This is a genomic window from Hymenobacter daeguensis, from assembly GCF_054780555.1.
The window spans coordinates 295,820-313,369 of the sequence record NZ_BAAGWC010000001.1 but is presented as its reverse complement, the minus strand read 5'-3'; the positions used below and the strand labels follow the sequence as shown (position 1 = coordinate 313,369).

17 protein-coding genes are annotated in these 17,550 nt (G+C 61.5%); 11 read left to right on the top strand and 6 right to left on the bottom strand.

Translation table 11 applies throughout. From position 1 onward, the window contains the following. Positions 1-110 precede the first annotated feature (110 nt). The gene (katG, locus tag ACYVHT_RS01360; RefSeq protein ID WP_460547164.1) at positions 111-2,369 is read right to left on the bottom strand and encodes a catalase/peroxidase; all 2,259 of its coding nucleotides are present in this window, start codon (positions 2,367-2,369) and stop codon (positions 111-113) included. A gap of 210 nt (positions 2,370-2,579) precedes the next feature. Between katG and ACYVHT_RS01355 the strand changes: the two genes are divergently transcribed. Genes ACYVHT_RS01355 through ACYVHT_RS01330 form a run of 6 tightly spaced genes read left to right on the top strand, consistent with a single transcriptional unit; the run spans position 2,580 to position 5,162 of the window. Beyond that, positions 2,580-3,506, top strand: a complete 927-nt coding sequence (locus ACYVHT_RS01355) for a hydrogen peroxide-inducible genes activator (RefSeq protein ID WP_460547162.1) — start codon at positions 2,580-2,582, stop codon at positions 3,504-3,506. 53 nt (positions 3,507-3,559) lie between these two features. After that, positions 3,560-3,997: an NAD(+)--rifampin ADP-ribosyltransferase gene (gene arr / locus ACYVHT_RS01350; RefSeq protein WP_460547160.1), complete on the top strand. Its 438-nt coding sequence runs from the start codon at positions 3,560-3,562 to the stop codon at positions 3,995-3,997. A gap of 40 nt (positions 3,998-4,037) precedes the next feature. Continuing rightward, complete coding sequence (locus tag ACYVHT_RS01345) at positions 4,038-4,415, top strand: hypothetical protein (RefSeq protein ID WP_460547158.1); 378 nt, start codon at positions 4,038-4,040, stop codon at positions 4,413-4,415. Further along, positions 4,409-4,705, top strand: a complete 297-nt coding sequence (locus tag ACYVHT_RS01340) for a hypothetical protein (RefSeq protein ID WP_460547157.1) — start codon at positions 4,409-4,411, stop codon at positions 4,703-4,705. The genes ACYVHT_RS01345 and ACYVHT_RS01340 overlap by 7 nt, the downstream gene beginning before the upstream one ends. Positions 4,706-4,707: 2 nt before the next feature. Further along, positions 4,708-4,845 carry a hypothetical protein gene (locus ACYVHT_RS01335; RefSeq protein ID WP_460547156.1) on the top strand — a complete coding sequence of 46 codons (138 nt, stop codon included), beginning with the start codon at positions 4,708-4,710 and terminating at the stop codon, positions 4,843-4,845. A 2-nt stretch (positions 4,846-4,847) separates the two neighbouring features. Further along, positions 4,848-5,162: a hypothetical protein gene (locus ACYVHT_RS01330; protein ID WP_460547154.1), complete on the top strand. Its 315-nt coding sequence runs from the start codon at positions 4,848-4,850 to the stop codon at positions 5,160-5,162. A gap of 102 nt (positions 5,163-5,264) precedes the next feature. Here ACYVHT_RS01330 and ACYVHT_RS01325 read toward each other — a convergent pair whose 3' ends face one another. The 4 genes from ACYVHT_RS01325 to ACYVHT_RS01310 all read right to left on the bottom strand — a co-directional run bounded on the left by ACYVHT_RS01325 (position 5,265) and on the right by ACYVHT_RS01310 (position 9,785). Next, a complete protein-coding gene (locus tag ACYVHT_RS01325; RefSeq protein WP_460547152.1) occupies positions 5,265-7,505 on the bottom strand; it encodes a xanthine dehydrogenase family protein molybdopterin-binding subunit in 2,241 nt (746 codons plus the stop codon). 154 nt (positions 7,506-7,659) lie between these two features. After that, the gene (locus tag ACYVHT_RS01320; RefSeq protein WP_460547150.1) at positions 7,660-8,685 is read right to left on the bottom strand and encodes an FAD binding domain-containing protein; all 1,026 of its coding nucleotides are present in this window, start codon (positions 8,683-8,685) and stop codon (positions 7,660-7,662) included. A gap of 38 nt (positions 8,686-8,723) precedes the next feature. Continuing rightward, a complete protein-coding gene (locus ACYVHT_RS01315) occupies positions 8,724-9,320 on the bottom strand; it encodes a (2Fe-2S)-binding protein (RefSeq protein ID WP_460547148.1) in 597 nt (198 codons plus the stop codon). Positions 9,321-9,455: 135 nt separating this feature from the next. After that, positions 9,456-9,785 (bottom strand): hypothetical protein, encoded by a 330-nt coding sequence (locus tag ACYVHT_RS01310; protein ID WP_460547147.1) that lies wholly within the window; start codon positions 9,783-9,785, stop codon positions 9,456-9,458. On the opposite strand from ACYVHT_RS01310, the gene ACYVHT_RS01305 reads away from it, so the two are divergent. The 5 genes from ACYVHT_RS01305 (at position 9,768) to ACYVHT_RS01285 (ending at position 14,968) form a co-directional block, all read left to right on the top strand. Further along, complete coding sequence (locus ACYVHT_RS01305; protein ID WP_460547145.1) at positions 9,768-9,956, top strand: hypothetical protein; 189 nt, start codon at positions 9,768-9,770, stop codon at positions 9,954-9,956. The genes ACYVHT_RS01310 and ACYVHT_RS01305 overlap by 18 nt on opposite strands. A 101-nt stretch (positions 9,957-10,057) precedes the next feature. Continuing rightward, positions 10,058-10,738, top strand: coding sequence for a response regulator transcription factor (locus ACYVHT_RS01300; RefSeq protein ID WP_460547143.1), 681 nt, complete (start codon positions 10,058-10,060; stop codon positions 10,736-10,738). A 164-nt stretch (positions 10,739-10,902) separates the two neighbouring features. Beyond that, a complete protein-coding gene (locus ACYVHT_RS01295) occupies positions 10,903-12,294 on the top strand; it encodes a sensor histidine kinase (protein WP_460547141.1) in 1,392 nt (463 codons plus the stop codon). Between the two features lie 143 nt (positions 12,295-12,437). Further along, the gene (locus ACYVHT_RS01290; protein ID WP_460547139.1) at positions 12,438-14,081 is read left to right on the top strand and encodes a SulP family inorganic anion transporter; all 1,644 of its coding nucleotides are present in this window, start codon (positions 12,438-12,440) and stop codon (positions 14,079-14,081) included. Between the two features lie 158 nt (positions 14,082-14,239). After that, positions 14,240-14,968 (top strand): carbonic anhydrase, encoded by a 729-nt coding sequence (locus ACYVHT_RS01285; RefSeq protein ID WP_460547137.1) that lies wholly within the window; start codon positions 14,240-14,242, stop codon positions 14,966-14,968. Positions 14,969-15,058: 90 nt separating this feature from the next. On the opposite strand, the gene ACYVHT_RS01280 is transcribed toward ACYVHT_RS01285, so the two are convergent. Beyond that, entirely contained in the window at positions 15,059-17,548 is a 2,490-nt protein-coding gene (locus ACYVHT_RS01280) for a M1 family metallopeptidase (protein WP_460547135.1), read from the bottom strand. Positions 17,549-17,550: the final 2 nt, after the last annotated feature.

Here is a 17,550-nt window from a genome sequence, read left to right as displayed (position 1 = left end):
CTCATTGTGATACAAAAAGAAACGCCCCGCAACGAATTCGTTACGGGGCGTTTCTTTTGAGGCTTCAGCTACTGCCGCACCTTACGGAGTGGAAGCGCTGGCGGGTGGCATTACGACTTGGCCAGGTCGAAGCGGCCGAGGTTCATCACCTTGGCCCACACGGCCACGAAGTCCTTCACGAACTTCTCCTGCGAGTCGCCGAAGGCGTACACTTCGGCCAGGGCGCGCAGCTCGGAGTTCGAGCCGAAAATCAGGTCGACGCGGGTGCCGGTCCACTTCGTCTGGCCGGTTTTGCGGTCGCGGCCGTTGAAGAGGTTTTGGGCGTCCGAGGTGCTGGCCCAAGTGGTGTTCAGGTCGAGCAGGTTCAGGAAGTAGTCGTTGGTGAGCGCGCCGGCCTGGGTGGTGAACACGCCGTTGTTCGAACTGTCGAAGTTGATGTTGATGGCGCGCAGGCCACCGAACAGCACGGTCATCTCCGGAGCGGTCAGGGTCAGGAGCTGGGCTTTGTCAATCAGCAGCTCCTCGGCGGCGGCGCGGTGATGCGTTTTGAGGTAGTTGCGGAAGCCATCGGCGGCCGGCTCCAGGGCCTGGAACGATACCACGTCGGTTTGCTCCTGCGAGGCATCGGCGCGGCCGGGGGTGAAGGGCACCGTCACGTCGTGGCCGGCATTTTTGGCGGCCTGCTCGATACCGACCACGCCGGCCAGCACGATGAGGTCGGCCATCGAAACCTGCTTGCCGCCGGTCTGGGCCGCATTGAACTCCTGCTGAATGCCACCGAGCTTGTTCAGGATGGTGGAGAGCTGGGCGGGATTGTTCACTTCCCAGTAGCGCTGCGGGGCCAGGCGGAGGCGGCCGCCGTTGGTGCCGCCGCGCTTGTCGGAGCCGCGGTAAGTAGAGGCCGAAGCCCAGGCGGTAGACACCAACTGCGGCACCGTGAGGCCGGCGGCGGCAATTTTGCCTTTCAGCGCGGCTACGTCCTGGTCGTCAATCACTTGGTAGGTAACGGCCGGGATGGGGTCTTGCCAGAGCAGCTCTTCGGTGGGCACTTCGGGGCCGAGGTAGCGCTCCTTGGGGCCCATGTCGCGGTGCGTCAGCTTGAACCAGGCGCGGGCGAAGGCGTCGGCAAACTGGTCGGGGTTTTCGTGGAAGCGGCGCGAAATGGCCTCATACGCCGGGTCGGCGCGCAGGGCGATGTCCGAGGTCAGCATGAAGGGGGCGTGCTTCACGGCCGGGTCGTGGGCATCGGGGATGGTGCCGGCACCGCCGCCGTTCACGGGGCGCCACTGGTGCGCGCCGGCGGGGCTCTTGGTCAGTTCCCACTCGAAACCGAACAGGTTGTCGAAGTAGTCGTTGCTCCACTTGGCGGGTGTCCGGGTCCAGGCGCCTTCGAGGCCGCTGGTGATGGTGTGCTCGGAGTGGCCTTTGCCGAAGCTGTTGCGCCAGCCCTGGCCCAGCTCTTCGAGAGGCGCGCCGGCGGGCTCGCGGGCCACGAATTTGGCGGGGTCGGCCGCGCCGTGGGTTTTGCCGAAGGTGTGGCCGCCGGCAATCAGGGCCACGGTTTCTTCGTCGTTCATGGCCATGCGGCCGAAGGTTTCGCGGATGTCGCGGGCCGAGCGCTCGGGGATGGGCTCACCGTCCGGGCCTTCGGGGTTCACGTAGATGAGGCCCATTTGCACGGCGGCCAGCGGGTTTTCCAACTGCCGGTCGTCCACGTAGCGCTTGTCGCCGAGCCACTCGGTTTCGGGGCCCCAGTACACGTCTTCCTGCGGCTCCCACACGTCGGCGCGGCCGCCGGCGAAGCCGAAGGGCTTCAGGCCCATCGACTCTAGGGCGCAATTGCCGGTCAGAATCATGAGGTCGGCCCAGGAAATCTGCTTGCCGTATTTCTGCTTGATGGGCCACAGCAGCAGGCGGGCTTTGTCGAGGTTGGCGTTGTCGGGCCAGCTGTTGAGGGGGGCGAAGCGCTGCATGCCTGCGCCCGCGCCGCCGCGGCCGTCGGCAATGCGGTAGGTGCCGGCGCTGTGCCAGGCCATCCGGATGAAGAAGGGGCCGTAGTGGCCGTAGTCGGCTGGCCACCAGTCTTGCGAGTTGGTCATCAGCTCGAACAGGTCCCGCTTCACGGCATTCAGGTCCAGCTTCTTGAATTCCTCGGCGTAGTTGAAATCCTTGTCCATCGGGTCGGTCAAGGGCGAGTGTTGGCGCAGGATGCTCAGCTTCAGCATGTTGGGCCACCACTCGCGGTTGGTGCGGCCGCCACCGGCCGTCTGCTTCACCGCGCCGTTGAGGAAGGGGCACTGGGCGGCGTCCGCGTTCAGGTCGTGGAGGATGGAGTTGTCTGCGGGGAGGTCGTGCAGGTTGGCGCTCATCGTTGAAAGTGGTTTTGGTGGTCGGCCGTATAAGTGGCCGGATGAATTAAAAAAGGTTGCGGACTTGCCTAGGAAGCCGTTTTGAGCGGCTAAAGCAGGACAGTGGGTAGCAGCTTTGCACAAAGCTACTTGGTGTAATTGCATAATCAAAATCGATTTTGTTTATAACTTTATAACCAAAACCTATGCGTAGCGCGCTGCTCATCCGCCATGAATCTTCAACAACTCGGCTACCTCGTGGCCCTGGATACGCACCGCCAATTCGGCTTGGCCGCCGAAAAAAGCTTCGTGAGCCAGCCCGCGCTGAGCGTGCAGGTGCAGAAGCTGGAAGAGGAGCTGGGCGTGCTGCTGTTCGACCGCACCCAGCGCGGGGCCGAGCCCACGGCCGTCGGGGCCCAGGTCATTGCCCAGGCCCGGCGCGTGCTGCACGAAGCCCAGCAGCTGCGCGAGCTGGTGCAGGTGGCCAAAGGCGAAGTGGTGGGCGAGCTGCGCCTGGGCGTCATCTCCACGCTGGCCCCGTACCTAGTGCCGCGCTTCCTGGTGGGCCTCAGCACGGCCTACCCTAATTTGCGCGTCCACATCGAGGAACTGCGCTCGGAAGAAATCATGCTGCGGCTCAAGGACTACCGGCTGGATGTGGGGCTGCTGGTCACGCCGCTCGACGACCGGCTGCTGCACGAGTTGCCCCTGCTGGACGAGCCTTTCCTACTACTCGCCTCCGAAGACCACCCGCTGGCTGCCCGCAACACCGTGACCCCGGCCGACCTGGCCAGGCCCGGCCTGTGGCTGATGCAGGAGGGCCACTGCTTCCGCAACCAGGTCCTGAACCTGTGCGGTCGAACCGCTTCCACCGGCGCGGTGGCCTACGAAAGCGGCTCCATCGAAACTTTGAAAGAGCTGGTGCGCCACCACCACGGCTACACGTTGGTGCCCGAGCTGGCCGTGCTGGACGAAGTCGATACCAACCCGCTCCTCAAGCGCTTCGTGGCCCCAACCCCGGTGCGCGAGGTGAGCCTGGTGGTGCATCACGGCTTCGTGCGAACGACGTTGCTCACCGCTTTGCGGGAGTTGATTCTGGCCAGCGTGCCCGCCCGGTTGCGCGCGGGGAAGGCGGGGGAGAAAATTCGGTGGCGTTAAGGGGTTGAAGCAGGAAAATTATTCAGTGACAAACTCTCAAAACACAGCATCACATGAAAAACGAAACCATCGAATCTAATGTGCCTGACGTTCTGGATAACGGCCCTTTTTACCACGGGACGAGAGTGGACTTGCAGATTGGCGAATTGCTGACAGCGGGGTTTAACTCGAATTACCACCCTGAAGTCATTATGAATCATATCTACTTCACCGCATTGGCGAATGGGGCGGGGCTTGCAGCGGCCTTGGCCAAAGGCGACGGTCACGAACGGGTTTACATTGTTGAGCCGACGGGAAGCTTTGAAAATGACCCTAACGTTACGGATAAGAAATTTCCTGGCAACCCAACCCGCTCGTATCGTAGTCAGGCACCCTTGAAAATTGTTGGCGAAGTGACGGATTGGGTGAGAATAACACCAGAAGAACTTCAAGTGTGGCGCGAGAAGCTGGAGAAGCTTAGAACGGATTCAAACGCAGAAATTATTAATTAATTGTCTATCTATCTATATTTTTGCCAACATCCACCATCCAATGAAAGACATGAAATTGACAGCTGTACTATCTGTGCTTTTGATTTTCGGTTGTAGCAAAGTTAGTGCGCAGCCTAGAGCATTAGGAATACAATACTCGACTAGTAAAATCGTCAGATATCCATCTGATAAAGAGAGAATTAAAAATATTGTCAGGCAATCTCTTGTGTGGGCAGAGTCAGCCCAAATTAATTTGTTTCCTGTCATCACTGACCGTAAAAACAAGGTCATTGTCGGGCTTGATGCTAACCAGCACAAGAAAAACATTGACAAGATAAAAGCGACTGGTTTTTTCTCGACAGAGTTTATTGATAATTACAATAAGATTGTTTTAACTCTTGATAAAGGAATTAAGGCTGTAGGTACGGAAAATTGTTAGTTGGCGACTTGCCGGCATTTGGTTTCGCAACCAATACCAACCCTTGGTGTGAGTGCCAAGACGTTCCATTCGACAAACCAAACCCTTGGGAGTTCATAAGAGTTGATATTGTCAGCTTGAATAACAGCAAAGCAGAAGCGGATTGGAAGTGGGGAAAGCTTGAATTGAATACAGACCCAAGTTGGAAAAACTTTGCTTACAGATTCAGGGCGGTTAAGGAAAGCGGCAAATGGAAAATTGCTTATTTGGAAGGGTTTGACTTTGCAAGAGCTATAAGAAAAAACGGATAGTAATGACACAGACCGAAATTAAGGAAAAGGTGCTGCAAGGCGGCAAACTGGCCATTGAGCGGCTGCTGGTCAAAAAGCGCCAAGCCAATTCTTATGTGGTAGTGTCTGAAAAGGGCAAAGTAGTAAAAGTGAAAGCCTAACAATGCTACCGGAAACGCCAGAAGACGAGTGGTTGCTCGCCTACACGATGAGCTGTATATCAGAGCGTTGTTGGAGAGCTATGTGGCTAGATGGGCTAGAATATGTTTTGTGGGATGCGTTAGAGAATGGCCCACGGCGATATGGGAATGATGAAATTACTTCTGAAGATATCACTGCACTTGAGATTCTTAAAAGGAAGTGCCAACGCTGGATTTTCTTTGATGATTTGAATGAAGAAACTGTTATTTCGATTGAGGAATGGCAATCGAAATACATAGATTTTGTAAGAGACAATCCTGCTATTCTGAAACGATAAAAGCAAGCTTTAGTCAGGTTGTTTTAGACGCAAAAACGCCCCGCAACCAACCAGTTGCGGGGCGTTTCCTTGTCACTTCAGCGGCACCAACCGCCGGAGTTTCTACAGCAGCTTGTCAATCGTCACGGGCAGGTCGCGGACGCGCTTGCCGGTAGCGTGGTAGATGGCGTTGGTCACGGCGGCGGCTACGCCCAGCAGGCCCACTTCGCCCAAGCCTTTGATGCCGAGGGGGTTGACTTTGTCGTCTTCCTCGCTCACGAAAATCACGTCGATGTCGTGGATGTCGGCGTTCACGGGGACGTGGTATTCGGCGTAGTTGTGGTTCATGTAGCGGCCAAAGCGGTGGTCCATCACCGATTCCTCCATCAGCGCCGAGCTGATGCCCCAGACGACCGAGCCAAGGACCTGGCTGCGAGCCGTTTTGGGGTTGATGATGCGGCCGGCGGCCACGGCATTCACCACGCGGGTGACGTGCACGGTCATCAGGTCGGGGTCCACTTTCACTTCCACAAACACGGCGTTGTGGGCGTGCATGGAGTATTTCGGCGGCTTCAGCATTTCCAGCTTGGCCAGCACCGTGGAGTTCTCGGCTTCGATTTTGGGCTCGCCGCTGGCTTGCACAAGGTCGCGCAGTACCACGGCCTTGGTTTCGTCGGAGCGCAGGCGCAGCTGGCCGTTGGCAAACTGCACGTCGTCGATTTTGGCGTCCTTGAAGGCCGGGTGGTCCATTTTCTGGGCCTGTTTCAGCAGGGCTTCGCGGAGCTTGGTGCAAGCTTCTACTACTGAGTTGCCGACCGAGGCGGCCGTCCAGGAGCCGCCTTGCAGGGGCGACTCGGGCAGCGTGGTATCGCCCAGCACGAAGGTGACGGCTTCGATGGGCAGGCCCATGCTTTCGGCCGCAATCTGCGTCATGATGGTGTAGGTACCGGTGCCAATTTCGTTGGTGCCGCTGCTCACGGTTAGGTGGCCGTCGGCGTCGAGGCTGGCTTTTACTACGGCGGGCATTTTGGAAGCGTCCCAAATGCCGCCGCCCATGCCCCAGCCGACCAGCATCTTGCCATCGCGCATCGAGCCGGGTTTGGCGGTGCGCTTTTCCCAACCAAATTTGGCCGCGCCCTCGGCGTAGCACTTGCGCAGGGCCTTGCTGGAGTAGGGGAGGTTCTGGGCCTGGTCGAAATCGGAGTAATTGCGGATGCGGAATTCGAGCGGGTCGAGGCCGGCGGCGTAGGCCATTTCATCCATTGCAATTTCCAGCGCGATGGAGCCCGAAGCCGCGCCGGGCGCCCGCATATCGAGCGGCGAAAACACGTCGAGCTTGCTGAGGCGGTAGCCCAATTCCACGTTTTTGCAGTCGTAGAGCGTGCCGCTCCAGCCCACCACGTTTTCGGTGAAATCCTCGAACTGCGAGGTTTCGGCCACGGCAAAGTGGTTGATGCCGGTGAGCGAGCCGTCCTCGGCCGTAGCCAGGGCTACGTGCTGCAGGGTTTCGGGCCGGTGGCCGAAGCTGAACATCTGCTCGCGGGTGAGCGACACGCGCACCGAGCGCTCCAACTGCAGCGAGGCCATGACGGCCAGAAACAGCTGGTACTGGGGCCGCAGGCCGGAGCCGAAGCCGCCGCCGGTATACTTCGAAATCACCCGGGCCTCGTCCTTGCTCAGCCCGAAAATCTTGCTGATGTACTGCTGGCTGTTGAAAACGCCCTGCGTTTTGTCGTACACATTCAGCTTCTTATCCCCGAGCCATTCCACCGTGGTGGCGAACATCTCCATGGGGTTGTGGTGCTGGGCGTGGTGCGAATAATTGGCTTCCATGTGGGCCACACCCTGCTTCCAGCCCTTGCCAAAGTTGCCACGCGACTTCGGCGGCTTGTAGCCGGTTTTGCCCCGGCCAGGCTCGTAGGCGTCGTCGATGTGCTTGGCCAGCTCGGTTTCGTGGGCCTCCTCCTCATACTCAATATGCAGGATGGACGCGGCGTAGCGCGCCAGCTCAAAGGAATCGGCCACCACCAGCGCCACGGGCTGCAGGCTGTACTTGATTTCGGCGTCGTGCAGCGGGCGGAACGGCGAGCCGCCGGGGGCCACGTCGTCCTTGTAGCTACGGTCGAGAAAGGCCAGCGAGGGCACGTTTTCGTGGGTGAAAATCTGCTGTACGCCGGGCAAAGCCAGCACCGGGGCGCTATCGATTTTCGTGATTTTGCCCTTGGCAATCGGGCTGCTCACCACGTAGCCGTAGAGCAGGTTGGGCACGCTGAATTCGGCAGCGTACTTGGCCGTGCCGGCCACCTTGGCCGGGCCATCGACGCGGTTGGTGGGTTTGCCGATGTAGTCGGTTTGATGCGTCATAATATTAGGCGGATTTGGGATTGGCGAACGAGGTAGAGACGCGACACTTAGCGTCTCGGCGTCCGGGCCATCTGAAATGCATTTCATTTTAGGCAGGTCGTTCAATGAAGAGACGCGAGGTGTCGCGTCTCTATCTCGTTCGCCTTAGCCCAACTCACGGATTTGAGTTCTGAAAGGCGTTGGTGTCCAGCACCTGATTCATTTCGGTAGCTTGTTTGAGGGCGCGCACAATGGCGCGCTTGGCCAGCTCAATCTTAAACGTGTTGGCGCCGTAGCCTTTGGCGTTTTCGAGCACCTTGGCCGCCACGCGGCGGAAGGTGTCGGCCGTGGCGCGCTGGCCGACGAGCATGGCCTCGGCCTCTTTGTCGCGCCAGGGCTTGTGGGCCACGCCACCCAGCGCCAGGCGGGCATCCTTGATGAGGGTGCCTTCGAGCTCCAGCGCCGCCGCCACGCTCACCAGCGCGAAGGCGTAGCTGGTGCGGTCACGCAGCTTCAGGTAGCTGAAGTTTTTCTCGAAGCCCTTAGCGGGCAGGTCGAGGCCGGTGATTAGTTCGCCGGGTTCCAGGGTGTTGTCGCGCTCTGGATGGTCGCCGGGCAGGCGGTGGAAGTCCTCAAACTTGATGGTGCGCTCGCCGTTGGGGCCGCTCACGCGCACGGTGGTGTCGAGGGCGGCCAGGGCCACGCACATATCGGAGGGGTGGGTGGCGATGCATTGGTCGCTGGTTCCCAGGATGCCGCACACGCGGTTGTAGCCGCCGATGGCCGAGCAGCCGGAGCCGGGCTCGCGCTTGTTGCAGGGCGTGGCGAGGTCGTAGAAATAGTAGCAGCGGGTGCGCTGCATCAGGTTACCGCCGTCGGTGGCCATGTTGCGCAGCTGCGGGCTGGCCCCGGCCAGAATGGCCTGGTTCAGCAGCGGGTAGCGCTTTTCTACCTCGGGGTGCCAGGCAGTGTCGGCGTTGGTGGCGAGGGCACCGAGGCGCAGGCCGCCATCGGGCGTGGCTTCGATGGTGTCGAGGCCCAGCTTTTTGAGGCCGATGAGGTGCGTGGGGCGGGCCACGTTTTCCTTCATCAGGTCAATCAGGTTGGTGCCGCCGCCGATGTAGGCCGCGTGCGGGTGCGCGGCTTTGTCCTGCACGGCGCCCGCCACGGCGGTGGCTTGTGTGAAAGTGAAACTGTTCATCTTAATTGAATGAAGAATGAGGAATGAAGAATGAAGAATTATTTCTTCGGCGGTTCAACCGGTGCCAAATCAGGTTTGGTGGCTCCTGCCGCCCATTCCTCATTCTTCATTCCTAATTCTTCATTATTAATAACTTCCATCACGGCGCTCAGGATGTTGCTGTAGGCGCCGCAGCGGCAGAGGTTGCCGCTCATCAGCTCGCGCACTTCGGCTTCGGTTTTGGCCTTGCCTTCGTTGATGAGGCCCTGAGCCGAGCAAATCTGGCCCGGCGTGCAGTAGCCGCACTGAAAGGCGTCGTGGTCGATAAACGCCTGCTGCAGCGGGCTGAGCTGGTCTTCGGTGCCGAGGCCTTCGATGGTCTGGATGTGCGAGTCTTCGTGCATCACGGCCAGCGAAAGGCAGGAGTTGATGCGCTTGCCATCGACGAGGACGGTGCAGGCCCCGCACTGGCCGTGGTCGCAGCCTTTCTTGGTGCCGGTCAGGTCGAGGTACTCCCGCAGGGCGTCGAGCAGGGTGGTCCAGGGCGCAATCCGGAGGGTGTGGGCCTGGCCGTTGATGTGGAGCGTGACGGGCTGCGTGGGGGCCAGCGTGGCCACGGGCGCGCCCAGCGGCTCCTGAATAAATCGTTGGCTCATGAGGAAGTAGGCTGAGGTGAGAATAACGTGTTCCAGGGGTACGGGTAGATTTTGCCGCGCGTTATGGGTAGGACATAATTTAGAACAGCCCCCCAATTGGGTAAGCACAACCTATTCGGTTTTACTCCTTGTTTATCAGCTTGAACACCAGAGGCGACAGCTGCGCGACAATTTTCGGGCAAGCAGAAAAAGCCGGCAATCAATGGTTGTATTCTTAGAAATACAACGCTGGTGCTTCAGGCGCTTTGCCTGCGGGTAGGCACTGCCAGCCAACGGGATGAGCAACTGGGCAATACCAGCTTCGTCCGGCGAGAAAATAGCCGGATTCGTCCTGTGCAGCCTTGGATTAAGCCAGATTGTGCGGTGCTGGTCTTGGCAAAAGGTAATTTTGTAGTGAAAAAAGGCCAGCGCCACCAGCTGCTCGCCGCTGGTTGCCCCCGATACGTCATGCTTAAGAATTTTCAACGCTATTTCCGTTTTTACCTGGCTTCCTTGCTGTTCGGCATGCTGCTGGTGGGCATCCGCTGGCAGGCGGCCCCGCTGGGGGCAAACGAGCTGGAAAAAGAGCCCGCCGAAACCAGCGTGCCGGCTGGCCGGCCCGTGCATGCAGCGGCGGGCAGCGTGGCCATCCGCTAGGCTTTTTGCGCGGGTGAATGCCTGCCGCTTTCTTGCCTGACAAGCCCGTCGGACGAAAGGGCGATGGCATTTTCGGGCCGGCGGTACTACCTTCCGGCCCCATGAAAATCCTTTTAGTTGAAGACGAGCCCTCGGTAGCGGCGTTTTTGCACCAGGGCCTCACCGAGCAGGGCTACGCCGTGGACCTGGCGGCCGATGGCCTGCTGGGCCTGCGCCACGCCCAATCCACGCACTACGACTGCCTGATTCTGGACCAGATGCTGCCCGGCCTCAGCGGCCTGGACGTGTGCCGGCAGGTGCGCGCCCACGACCCCGGCGTGCCCATCCTCATGCTCACGGCGCTGGGCGAAACCGACGACAAAATCCGGGGCCTCGACGCCGGGGCCGACGACTACCTCGTCAAGCCCTTCGCCTTCGATGAGCTGCTGGCCCGCCTGCGCGCCCTCGTTCGCCGCCGCACCGAAGCGCCCGCCCCCAAAGCCCCCCTGCGCCTCGCCGACCTCACCCTCGACCCTTCGGCCAAGCGCGTGGAGCGGGCCGGCCAGGTCATTCAGCTCACCGCCCGCGAGTTTGCGCTGCTGGAGTACCTGCTGCGCAACCAGGGCCGCGTGGTGTCGCGGGCCGATTTGCTGGAGCACGTCTGGGACATGAGCTTCGATACCGGCTCGAATGTGATTGACGTGTACATCAACTTTCTGCGGAAAAAGGTGGATAAGGGATTTGAGCCCAAGCTGATACACACGCTGGTGGGCATGGGCTATGTGATGAAGAATGAGGGGTGATTGAATGGGCAGAAAGTGCTGTGATGTGGGAAAGGTGAAAATTAGCCTTATAGCAAGGGTTGGCATGAATTACCGCATTAAATGCATTTTTGAAATCCGTCCTAATTATCTCTCATTTCTACATCCTGCACCTTCTTTAATTCTCACATTTCCACATCAAGCACTTGTCCATCCGTCTTCGCCTGGCGCTGCAGTTCGGGTCTATCCTGGCCGTGACGCTGCTGCTGTTTGCGCTGGTTATCTACTTCGCCACGCAGCAGTCGCGGCGCGAGCTGTTCACCCAGAGCCTGTTTAAGCGCACGCTGGTGGTGGGGCACGCCTACGTGGCGGGCCAGAACGAGCGGGAGAATGCCGGCGAAGAAGCTTCCTACCGCCAGTACCTGCGCCAGCTCTACCGCACGCTGCCCGCCGAGCAGGGGCGGGTGTATGATGCCCAGAACCGGCTGGTGTTTCGGGAAGGGCAGGGGGCGGCCAAGCCCGCGCCACCGGCCTGGCTGGCCGAGGTGCGCCGCGCCGGCCGCGCCGTGCTGGAGCCCGAAACCAACTACCACGAAACCGTGGGCCTGCTCTATCACGATGCCCTGCTGGGGCCGCTGGTGGTGGTGGCTTCTTCCATTGACGAGGACAGCCGCCAGCAGCTGCGCGGGCTTCGGCAGTTGCTGGCGCTGGGGCTGCTGGTGGCGGTGGTGGCGGCGGGCGCGGGCAGCTGGTTTTTTGCCGGGCAGGCCCTGCGCCCGCTGCGCCGCATGGTGCGCGAGGTGGACGGCATCACGGCCACCGACCTGAGCCAGCGCCTGACCCGCAGCGGCGAAACCACCGACGAAATCGGCCTGCTCACGCAGCGCTTCAACCGCCTGCTTGACCGCTTGGAGGCGGCTTTCGTGGGCCAGCGCACGTTTGTGCGCGATGCTTCGCACGAGCTGCGCACGCCGCTCACGGCCCTCATCGGCGAGCTGGAAGTGGCGCTGCTGCAAGCCGAGCGACCCACCGCCGAGTACCGCCGCGTGCTGCAGCGCACCCTCGATTCGGCCCGGCAGCTGACCAGCCTCACCAACGGCCTGCTGCAGATTGCCCGCGCTTCCGACGACCCCTCGCAGGTGCCCATGACGACGGTGCGCCTCGACGAGCTGCTGCTGCAGGCCCACGAGCTGCTGCTGCACCGTCACCCCACCTGCCGCGTCGATTTGGATTTTGGCGACGCGGAATCCTTCACCGTGCGCGGCAACGAGGCGCTGCTGCTCTCGGCCGTGCTCAACGTGCTGGACAATGCCTGCAAGTTTTCGAAGGATAGCGGCGGCACCGTCACGGCCACGCTGGCGCGCAGCCGCCAGCAGCTGTCGCTGCTGGTGGCTGATGAGGGCCCCGGCCTCACGGAAGCTGATTTGCAGCAGGTGTTCGTGCCGTTTTTCCGGGCGGCTTCGGCGCGGGCCGTGCCGGGGCACGGCATCGGGCTGCCGCTGACGGCGCGCATCATGGCGCTGCACGGCGGCACCGTGCGCGTGGAGAGCGAGCCCGGCCACGGCACCCAGGTGTGGCTGGAATGGCCGGCGGGCTAAGCTGCGCCGCTGCGCGGATTAAAAGCAGGCCCGCCCTTTTAATTCGGTTTTAATTCGCCTTTAATTCGACGTTAATAACCCCGTTGTACCCTTGTATTCCGAATTCCCTCCCAACTCCGGCGGACCCTTCCGATACAAGTCTTATGACGCAGGTTATCTCCACTCCGGCCCGCACGGGTGCGCCCATTGTGGCCCCTGCGCCGTCTTCTGAGCCCCGGCCCCGCGCCTCGCTGTTCAGCACCATCGGGCAGGATGCGCCGGCGGGGCTGGTGGTGTTTCTGGTGGCGCTGCCGCTGTGCTTGGGCATTTCGCTGGCCTCGGGCGCGCCGCTGCTGGCGGGCGTGATTGCGGGCATCGTGGGCGGGGTGCTGGTGAGCTTGCTCAGCGGCTCGGCGGTGAGCGTGAGCGGGCCGGCGGCGGGGCTTACGGTGGTGGTGCTGTCGGCTATTTCGACATTGGGGTCGTGGCCGGCCGTGCTGGCGGCTACGGCCGTGGCCGGCGTTATCCAGATTGGTCTGGGGCTGGCGCGGGCCGGCATCATCGCGCTGTATTTTCCGGCGGCGGTTATTCGCGGCATGCTGGCGGCTATTGGCATCATCCTCATTCTGAAGCAGCTGCCGCACTTCTTCGGGGCCGATGCCGACTATTTTGAGGACATGAACTTTCTGCAGTTCAACGGCCTGAACACGTTTTCGGCCATTGGCGCGGCCATGAAGGGGCTGAGCCCCGGCTCGGTGCTGGTGGGCGTGGTGTCGCTGGTTATTCTGTTGCTGTGGAACACGGCCCCGGTGCGGCGGCAGCCGTGGTCGCGGCTGGTGCCGGGCGCGCTGATTGCCGTGCTGGCTTCGGTGGCCATCAATCAGCTGCTGAAAACCGTCGCCCCCGACCTGCAGGTGCGTCCCGAGCACCTGGTGAAGCTGCCGGTGCTGAGCTCGCTCGGCCAGCTGGCCAGCGAAATGACGTTTCCCGATTTTAGCGCCCTGAGCCGCCCGGCTACTTACGGCGTGGCTTTCACCATTGCCATCGTGGCCTCGCTCGAAACGCTGCTCAGCGTGGAGGCCGTGGATAACCTCGACCCACAAAAGCGCCACACGCCCACCAACCGCGAGCTGCTGGCCCAGGGCGCCGGCAACCTGGTGAGCGGCCTGCTGGGCGGCCTGCCGCTCACGGCGGTTATCGTGCGTTCCTCGGCCAACATCGCAGCGGGCGCGCAGAGCAAGCTTTCGGCCTTCATCCACGGCCTGCTGCTGCTCACGAGCCTGCTGTTTCTGGGCGCGGTGCTGAACCTGATTCCGCTGTCGGCGCTGGCGTCGGTGCTGCTGCTGGTGGGGTACAAGCTCACCACGCCCGCCCTCTACCGCAAGCAGTGGCGGCTGGGGCGCGAGCAGTTTGTGCCCTTCATCATCACCATCGTGGCCGTGCTCTTCACCGATTTGCTGAAGGGCGTGAGCATCGGGCTGGTGCTGGGCTTTTTCTTTATTCTGCGGGACAATGCCAAGGCCGGTTCCTACCTGCGCCGCGACGACTCCGAAGACCAGGCCGAAAGCAACGACGTGCGGCAGCACCTGCGCCTGCCCGAGCACGTTTCCTTTCTCAACAAAGCCAGCATCGTGACCACGCTGGAACAGCTGCCCACCGGCAGCCGCGTCATCCTCGACGGCACCCGCTCCGATGTCATCGACCACGACGTGCTCGAAGCCATTGAGGCCTTCCGGCAGGCGGCCCCGGCGCGGGGCATCGACCTGGAGCTGCGGGGCATCCGGCGGGTCGAAGTCGGGGCCCATTAAGCGCGCCGCCCCCGGCGCCGCAATGGGGGCGTCCGTCGGCCAGGCGCTACCTTAGCCGTCCTCAGACCGTGGCCGACAGCCAAGTTTGCCTATGGCGTACATTGCCTCTCCGGCTGTTTCGAACAGCGGGAAAGGCCACCAACTTACCTTTTCACGTTATGGCTGGCATCAGCAAAATTCTCGAAAACAATAAAAAATGGGTGTCGGACCGCAACGCGGCCGACCCCAATTTCTTCAAAACCCTGGCCGATGGCCAGAAGCCGAAGTACCTGTTCATTGGCTGCTCCGACTCGCGGGTGCCAGCTTCGGGCATCACGGGCACGGGCCCGGGCGAGATGTTCGTGCACCGCAACATTGCCAACCTGGTGGTGCCGGCCGACATGAACATGCTGAGCGTGCTGCAATACGCCGTGGAAGTGCTGGGCGTGCAGGACATCCTGGTGGTGGGCCACTACGGCTGCGGCGGCGTGGCGGCCGCAGCGGCCAACAAGCAGTATGGCCTGATTGACAACTGGCTGGTGAACATTCGCGACGTAATCCGGCTGCACGAAGCCGAGTACCTGCGCATCAGGGACGATAACCAGCGGGCCCGCCGCCTGGTGGAGCTGAACGTGATTGAGCAGGTGCGCAACCTAGCCAAAACCAACATCATCCAGAACGCCATGCGCACCGCCAACCCGCCCCGCCTGCACGGCCTCGTGTACGACATTGCCGACGGCGTGCTCAAGGACCTGAACGTGGACGGCGACGACGTGATGATTGACATGGAGCACATTTACGCCACCGAAGCCATTGTGGCCGAAGCTCCCCAGGTGCAGGAAAAAGATGCCAACTCCTACGAAGGCCCGAAGCACAACCCGGCCAAAGAAAAAGTAGTGAGCAAGTAATTTTCTCTCTCCTTCTGCCGGACTACCACCTACGAAAAAGGCCTGTCGCAATGCGCGACAGGCCTTTTTCGTGGTTGGAGTGCCCGGGTGTTACTTGCCGGTCGCAGCCAGCTCCTGCGCGGCTTTGTCCACGGCGGCCTGGTCTTCGGCGGCGTGGGCGCGGCCGGCCTGGGCTTTGGCCGCACCTTGCAGCAGGCTCATGGCCAGCTTGTCGGCCCCGTAGGCTTTGTATTTCACGCCGAGGTCGCGCAGGCGGGTCACGCCTTCGGCGAAGGCGGCCGGGTCGTCGAGGCGGCCCATCATGTCGGCCATGGGCTTGGCCAGGTTGAACTTGCCCTGCACGCGGGCGGCGTCGAATTTATCGCGCACGAAAGGCCACTCGGCTGCGCCGCCGGCCTGGGCGTAGGTCGAAACCACGGCTTGGGTGAGGGCGGCGTGGCTGTCGCTTTCCAGGGCTTTGGCCTTGGCCAGGGCCTGGGCGGGCTGCACGGCCGCCAGCGCACCGAGGGCTGCGCCCTGCACGCCATACGACTGGCTGGTAAGGTTCTGGCTGAACAGCTTCTCGTCTTTCTTATCCTTCAGCTTGCCCATGGCCCGCAGCAGCTGGGCCATTACGATGGTGTTTTTCTCGCTGGCCGCCAGCTTGCGCAGGGCGGGCGCGGCCGCTTTGGCTACCGTTTTGTCTTCCAGGTTCAGGGCTTCGATGGCCCCCTGGCGCACCATGTAGAACTTGTCGTTGAGGGCGGCCAGCAGCACGCCGCGGGCGGCGGCGTTGGTGGTTTGCTCCTTCGACGCGGCCACGATGGCCTCCAGGCGGTCCACAAACAGCGGCGCGTGGCTGTACTGGTACACGAACTCGCTCACCGGCTTGTTATCGGTTTTCAGCCAGAGCGTTTTCTTGTTGGCGTCCACGTTCACCAGCTCGGGCTTGGCCGAAAGGGGCATGGTGAAGGTCTGGGTGGCCTCGGTCATGGTCACGCGCTGGTGCTGCACCTTGCCGCCCACGTAGTAGTCGATGGTGAAGGGCAACTGGAAGGTCTGGCCCGGCTGGGTCTGCTTCACGGTCACGGACTGCACTTTTTTGGCGGCGTCCCAGGCGTAGTCGATGCTCACCACGGGGTGGCCGGGCGCGAAATACCACTGGTTCCAGAACCAGTTCAGGTCCTGGCCCGATACGGCTTCGAATGCCAGCCGCATCTGGTGGGCCTCGCCGTTGCTGAAGGCGTTATCCTTGAGATATTTCTGCAGGCCGGCGAAGAATACGTCATCGCCCAGATAAGTCCGCAGCATGTCCATGATGGCGCCGCCTTTCTGGTAGCTCACCAGGTCGAATACCTCTTCCTGCTGGTCGTAGTGGAAGCGCACCAGGTTTTTGGTGGCATCGCGCGGCGAGCTCAGGTAGCGGCGCAGGTAGGTGTAGTAGTGGGCGTCGGCGGCATCGCGGCCGTACTTATACTCGGCGTAGAGGCCTTCCGAGAAGTCGGCCATCGTCTCGTTCACGGTGATGTTGGACCAGCTTTCGGCCGTCACGTAGTCGCCGAACCACTGGTGAAACAGCTCGTGCGCAATCACCGATTCGCTGCTGTACTGGCGGTCCAGCAGCTCGCGGTCGGTCATTTGCACCTGCTCGCCGTGCAGGGTGGCGGTGGTGTTTTCCATGGCGCCGCTCACGTAGTCGCGGGCCACAATCTGGGCGTATTTATTCCACGGATATTCCACGCCGAGGCGGTTGGAGTAGAACTCCAGCATGTCGGGCGTGTTGCCGAAAATCTGCTTGGCAAAGGGCGCGTACTTGGGTTCGAGGTAGTAGTTGACCTCCTTGCCGCGCCAGGTATCCTTCGTGATTTTGAAGTCGCCCACGGCCATCATGAACAGGTAGGGGGCGTGGGGTAGCTCCATTTTCCACACGTCGGTGCGCAGGCCGGGGCCGGCGGGCGTGCTGCTCACCAGGCGCCCGTTGCTGAGCGTCACGTACTTGGCAGGCACGGTCATGCTGATTTCCTCGGTGGTTTTCTGGTTGGGCCGGTCGATGGTGGGGAACCAGGCCGACGAGCCTTCCGTCTCGCCCTGCGTCCAGATTTGCACCGGCTTGCCGGCCACGGCCGAGTCCGGATTGATGAAATACAGCCCTTTGGCGTCGGTGATGGCCGCCGAGCCCTGCACTTTCAGCTCGTCGGGCTTCGATACGTAGTCGATGTAGATGGTGTACTCCTCGCCGGGCTTGAAGGTGCGGCCCAGGTTGATGTGCAGGTTCATGCCGTCGGCGTAGTCGTACTTCAGCGGGGTTTGCTGGCTGCCGTTCACCAGGGCCACGGCTTTGATGTCCATGCCCTTGGCGTCGAGGCGCAGCGAGTCGGTGGGGTAGGCGTGGGGCTTGAGCGTGACCCATTCCTTGCCGTAGAGGTAGCGCTTGGCGTAGTCGAAGCGCACGTCGAGCTTGGTGTGCACCAGGTCGTTAATCTTGGTGGCGGAGGCGCGGTAGGGCGATTCCGGCTTGGCCGGCGGCGGGGTGGGCGCCTGGGCGAAAGCCGGCGTGGCGGCCACCAGACTCAGGAGGCCCATTGCAAACAAATGCTTCATCA

Excerpts from the sequence above, each read along its gene's own strand:
- ACYVHT_RS01335 (WP_460547156.1), top strand. The coding sequence starts at position 4,708 with ATGACACAGACCGAAATTAAGGAAAAGGTGCTGCAAGGCGGCAAACTG.
- ACYVHT_RS01355 (WP_460547162.1), top strand. The coding sequence starts at position 2,580 with ATGAATCTTCAACAACTCGGCTACCTCGTGGCCCTGGATACGCACCGC.
- ACYVHT_RS01305 (WP_460547145.1), top strand. The coding sequence starts at position 9,768 with ATGCTTAAGAATTTTCAACGCTATTTCCGTTTTTACCTGGCTTCCTTG.
- katG (WP_460547164.1), bottom strand. The coding sequence starts at position 2,369 with ATGAGCGCCAACCTGCACGACCTCCCCGCAGACAACTCCATCCTCCAC.
- ACYVHT_RS01280 (WP_460547135.1), bottom strand. The coding sequence starts at position 17,548 with ATGAAGCATTTGTTTGCAATGGGCCTCCTGAGTCTGGTGGCCGCCACG.
- ACYVHT_RS01300 (WP_460547143.1), top strand. The coding sequence starts at position 10,058 with ATGAAAATCCTTTTAGTTGAAGACGAGCCCTCGGTAGCGGCGTTTTTG.
- ACYVHT_RS01345 (WP_460547158.1), top strand. The coding sequence starts at position 4,038 with ATGAAAGACATGAAATTGACAGCTGTACTATCTGTGCTTTTGATTTTC.
- ACYVHT_RS01320 (WP_460547150.1), bottom strand. The coding sequence starts at position 8,685 with ATGAACAGTTTCACTTTCACACAAGCCACCGCCGTGGCGGGCGCCGTG.
- ACYVHT_RS01325 (WP_460547152.1), bottom strand. The coding sequence starts at position 7,505 with ATGACGCATCAAACCGACTACATCGGCAAACCCACCAACCGCGTCGAT.
- ACYVHT_RS01285 (WP_460547137.1), top strand. The coding sequence starts at position 14,240 with ATGGCTGGCATCAGCAAAATTCTCGAAAACAATAAAAAATGGGTGTCG.
- ACYVHT_RS01290 (WP_460547139.1), top strand. The coding sequence starts at position 12,438 with ATGACGCAGGTTATCTCCACTCCGGCCCGCACGGGTGCGCCCATTGTG.
- arr (WP_460547160.1), top strand. The coding sequence starts at position 3,560 with ATGAAAAACGAAACCATCGAATCTAATGTGCCTGACGTTCTGGATAAC.
- ACYVHT_RS01330 (WP_460547154.1), top strand. The coding sequence starts at position 4,848 with ATGCTACCGGAAACGCCAGAAGACGAGTGGTTGCTCGCCTACACGATG.
- ACYVHT_RS01315 (WP_460547148.1), bottom strand. The coding sequence starts at position 9,320 with ATGAGCCAACGATTTATTCAGGAGCCGCTGGGCGCGCCCGTGGCCACG.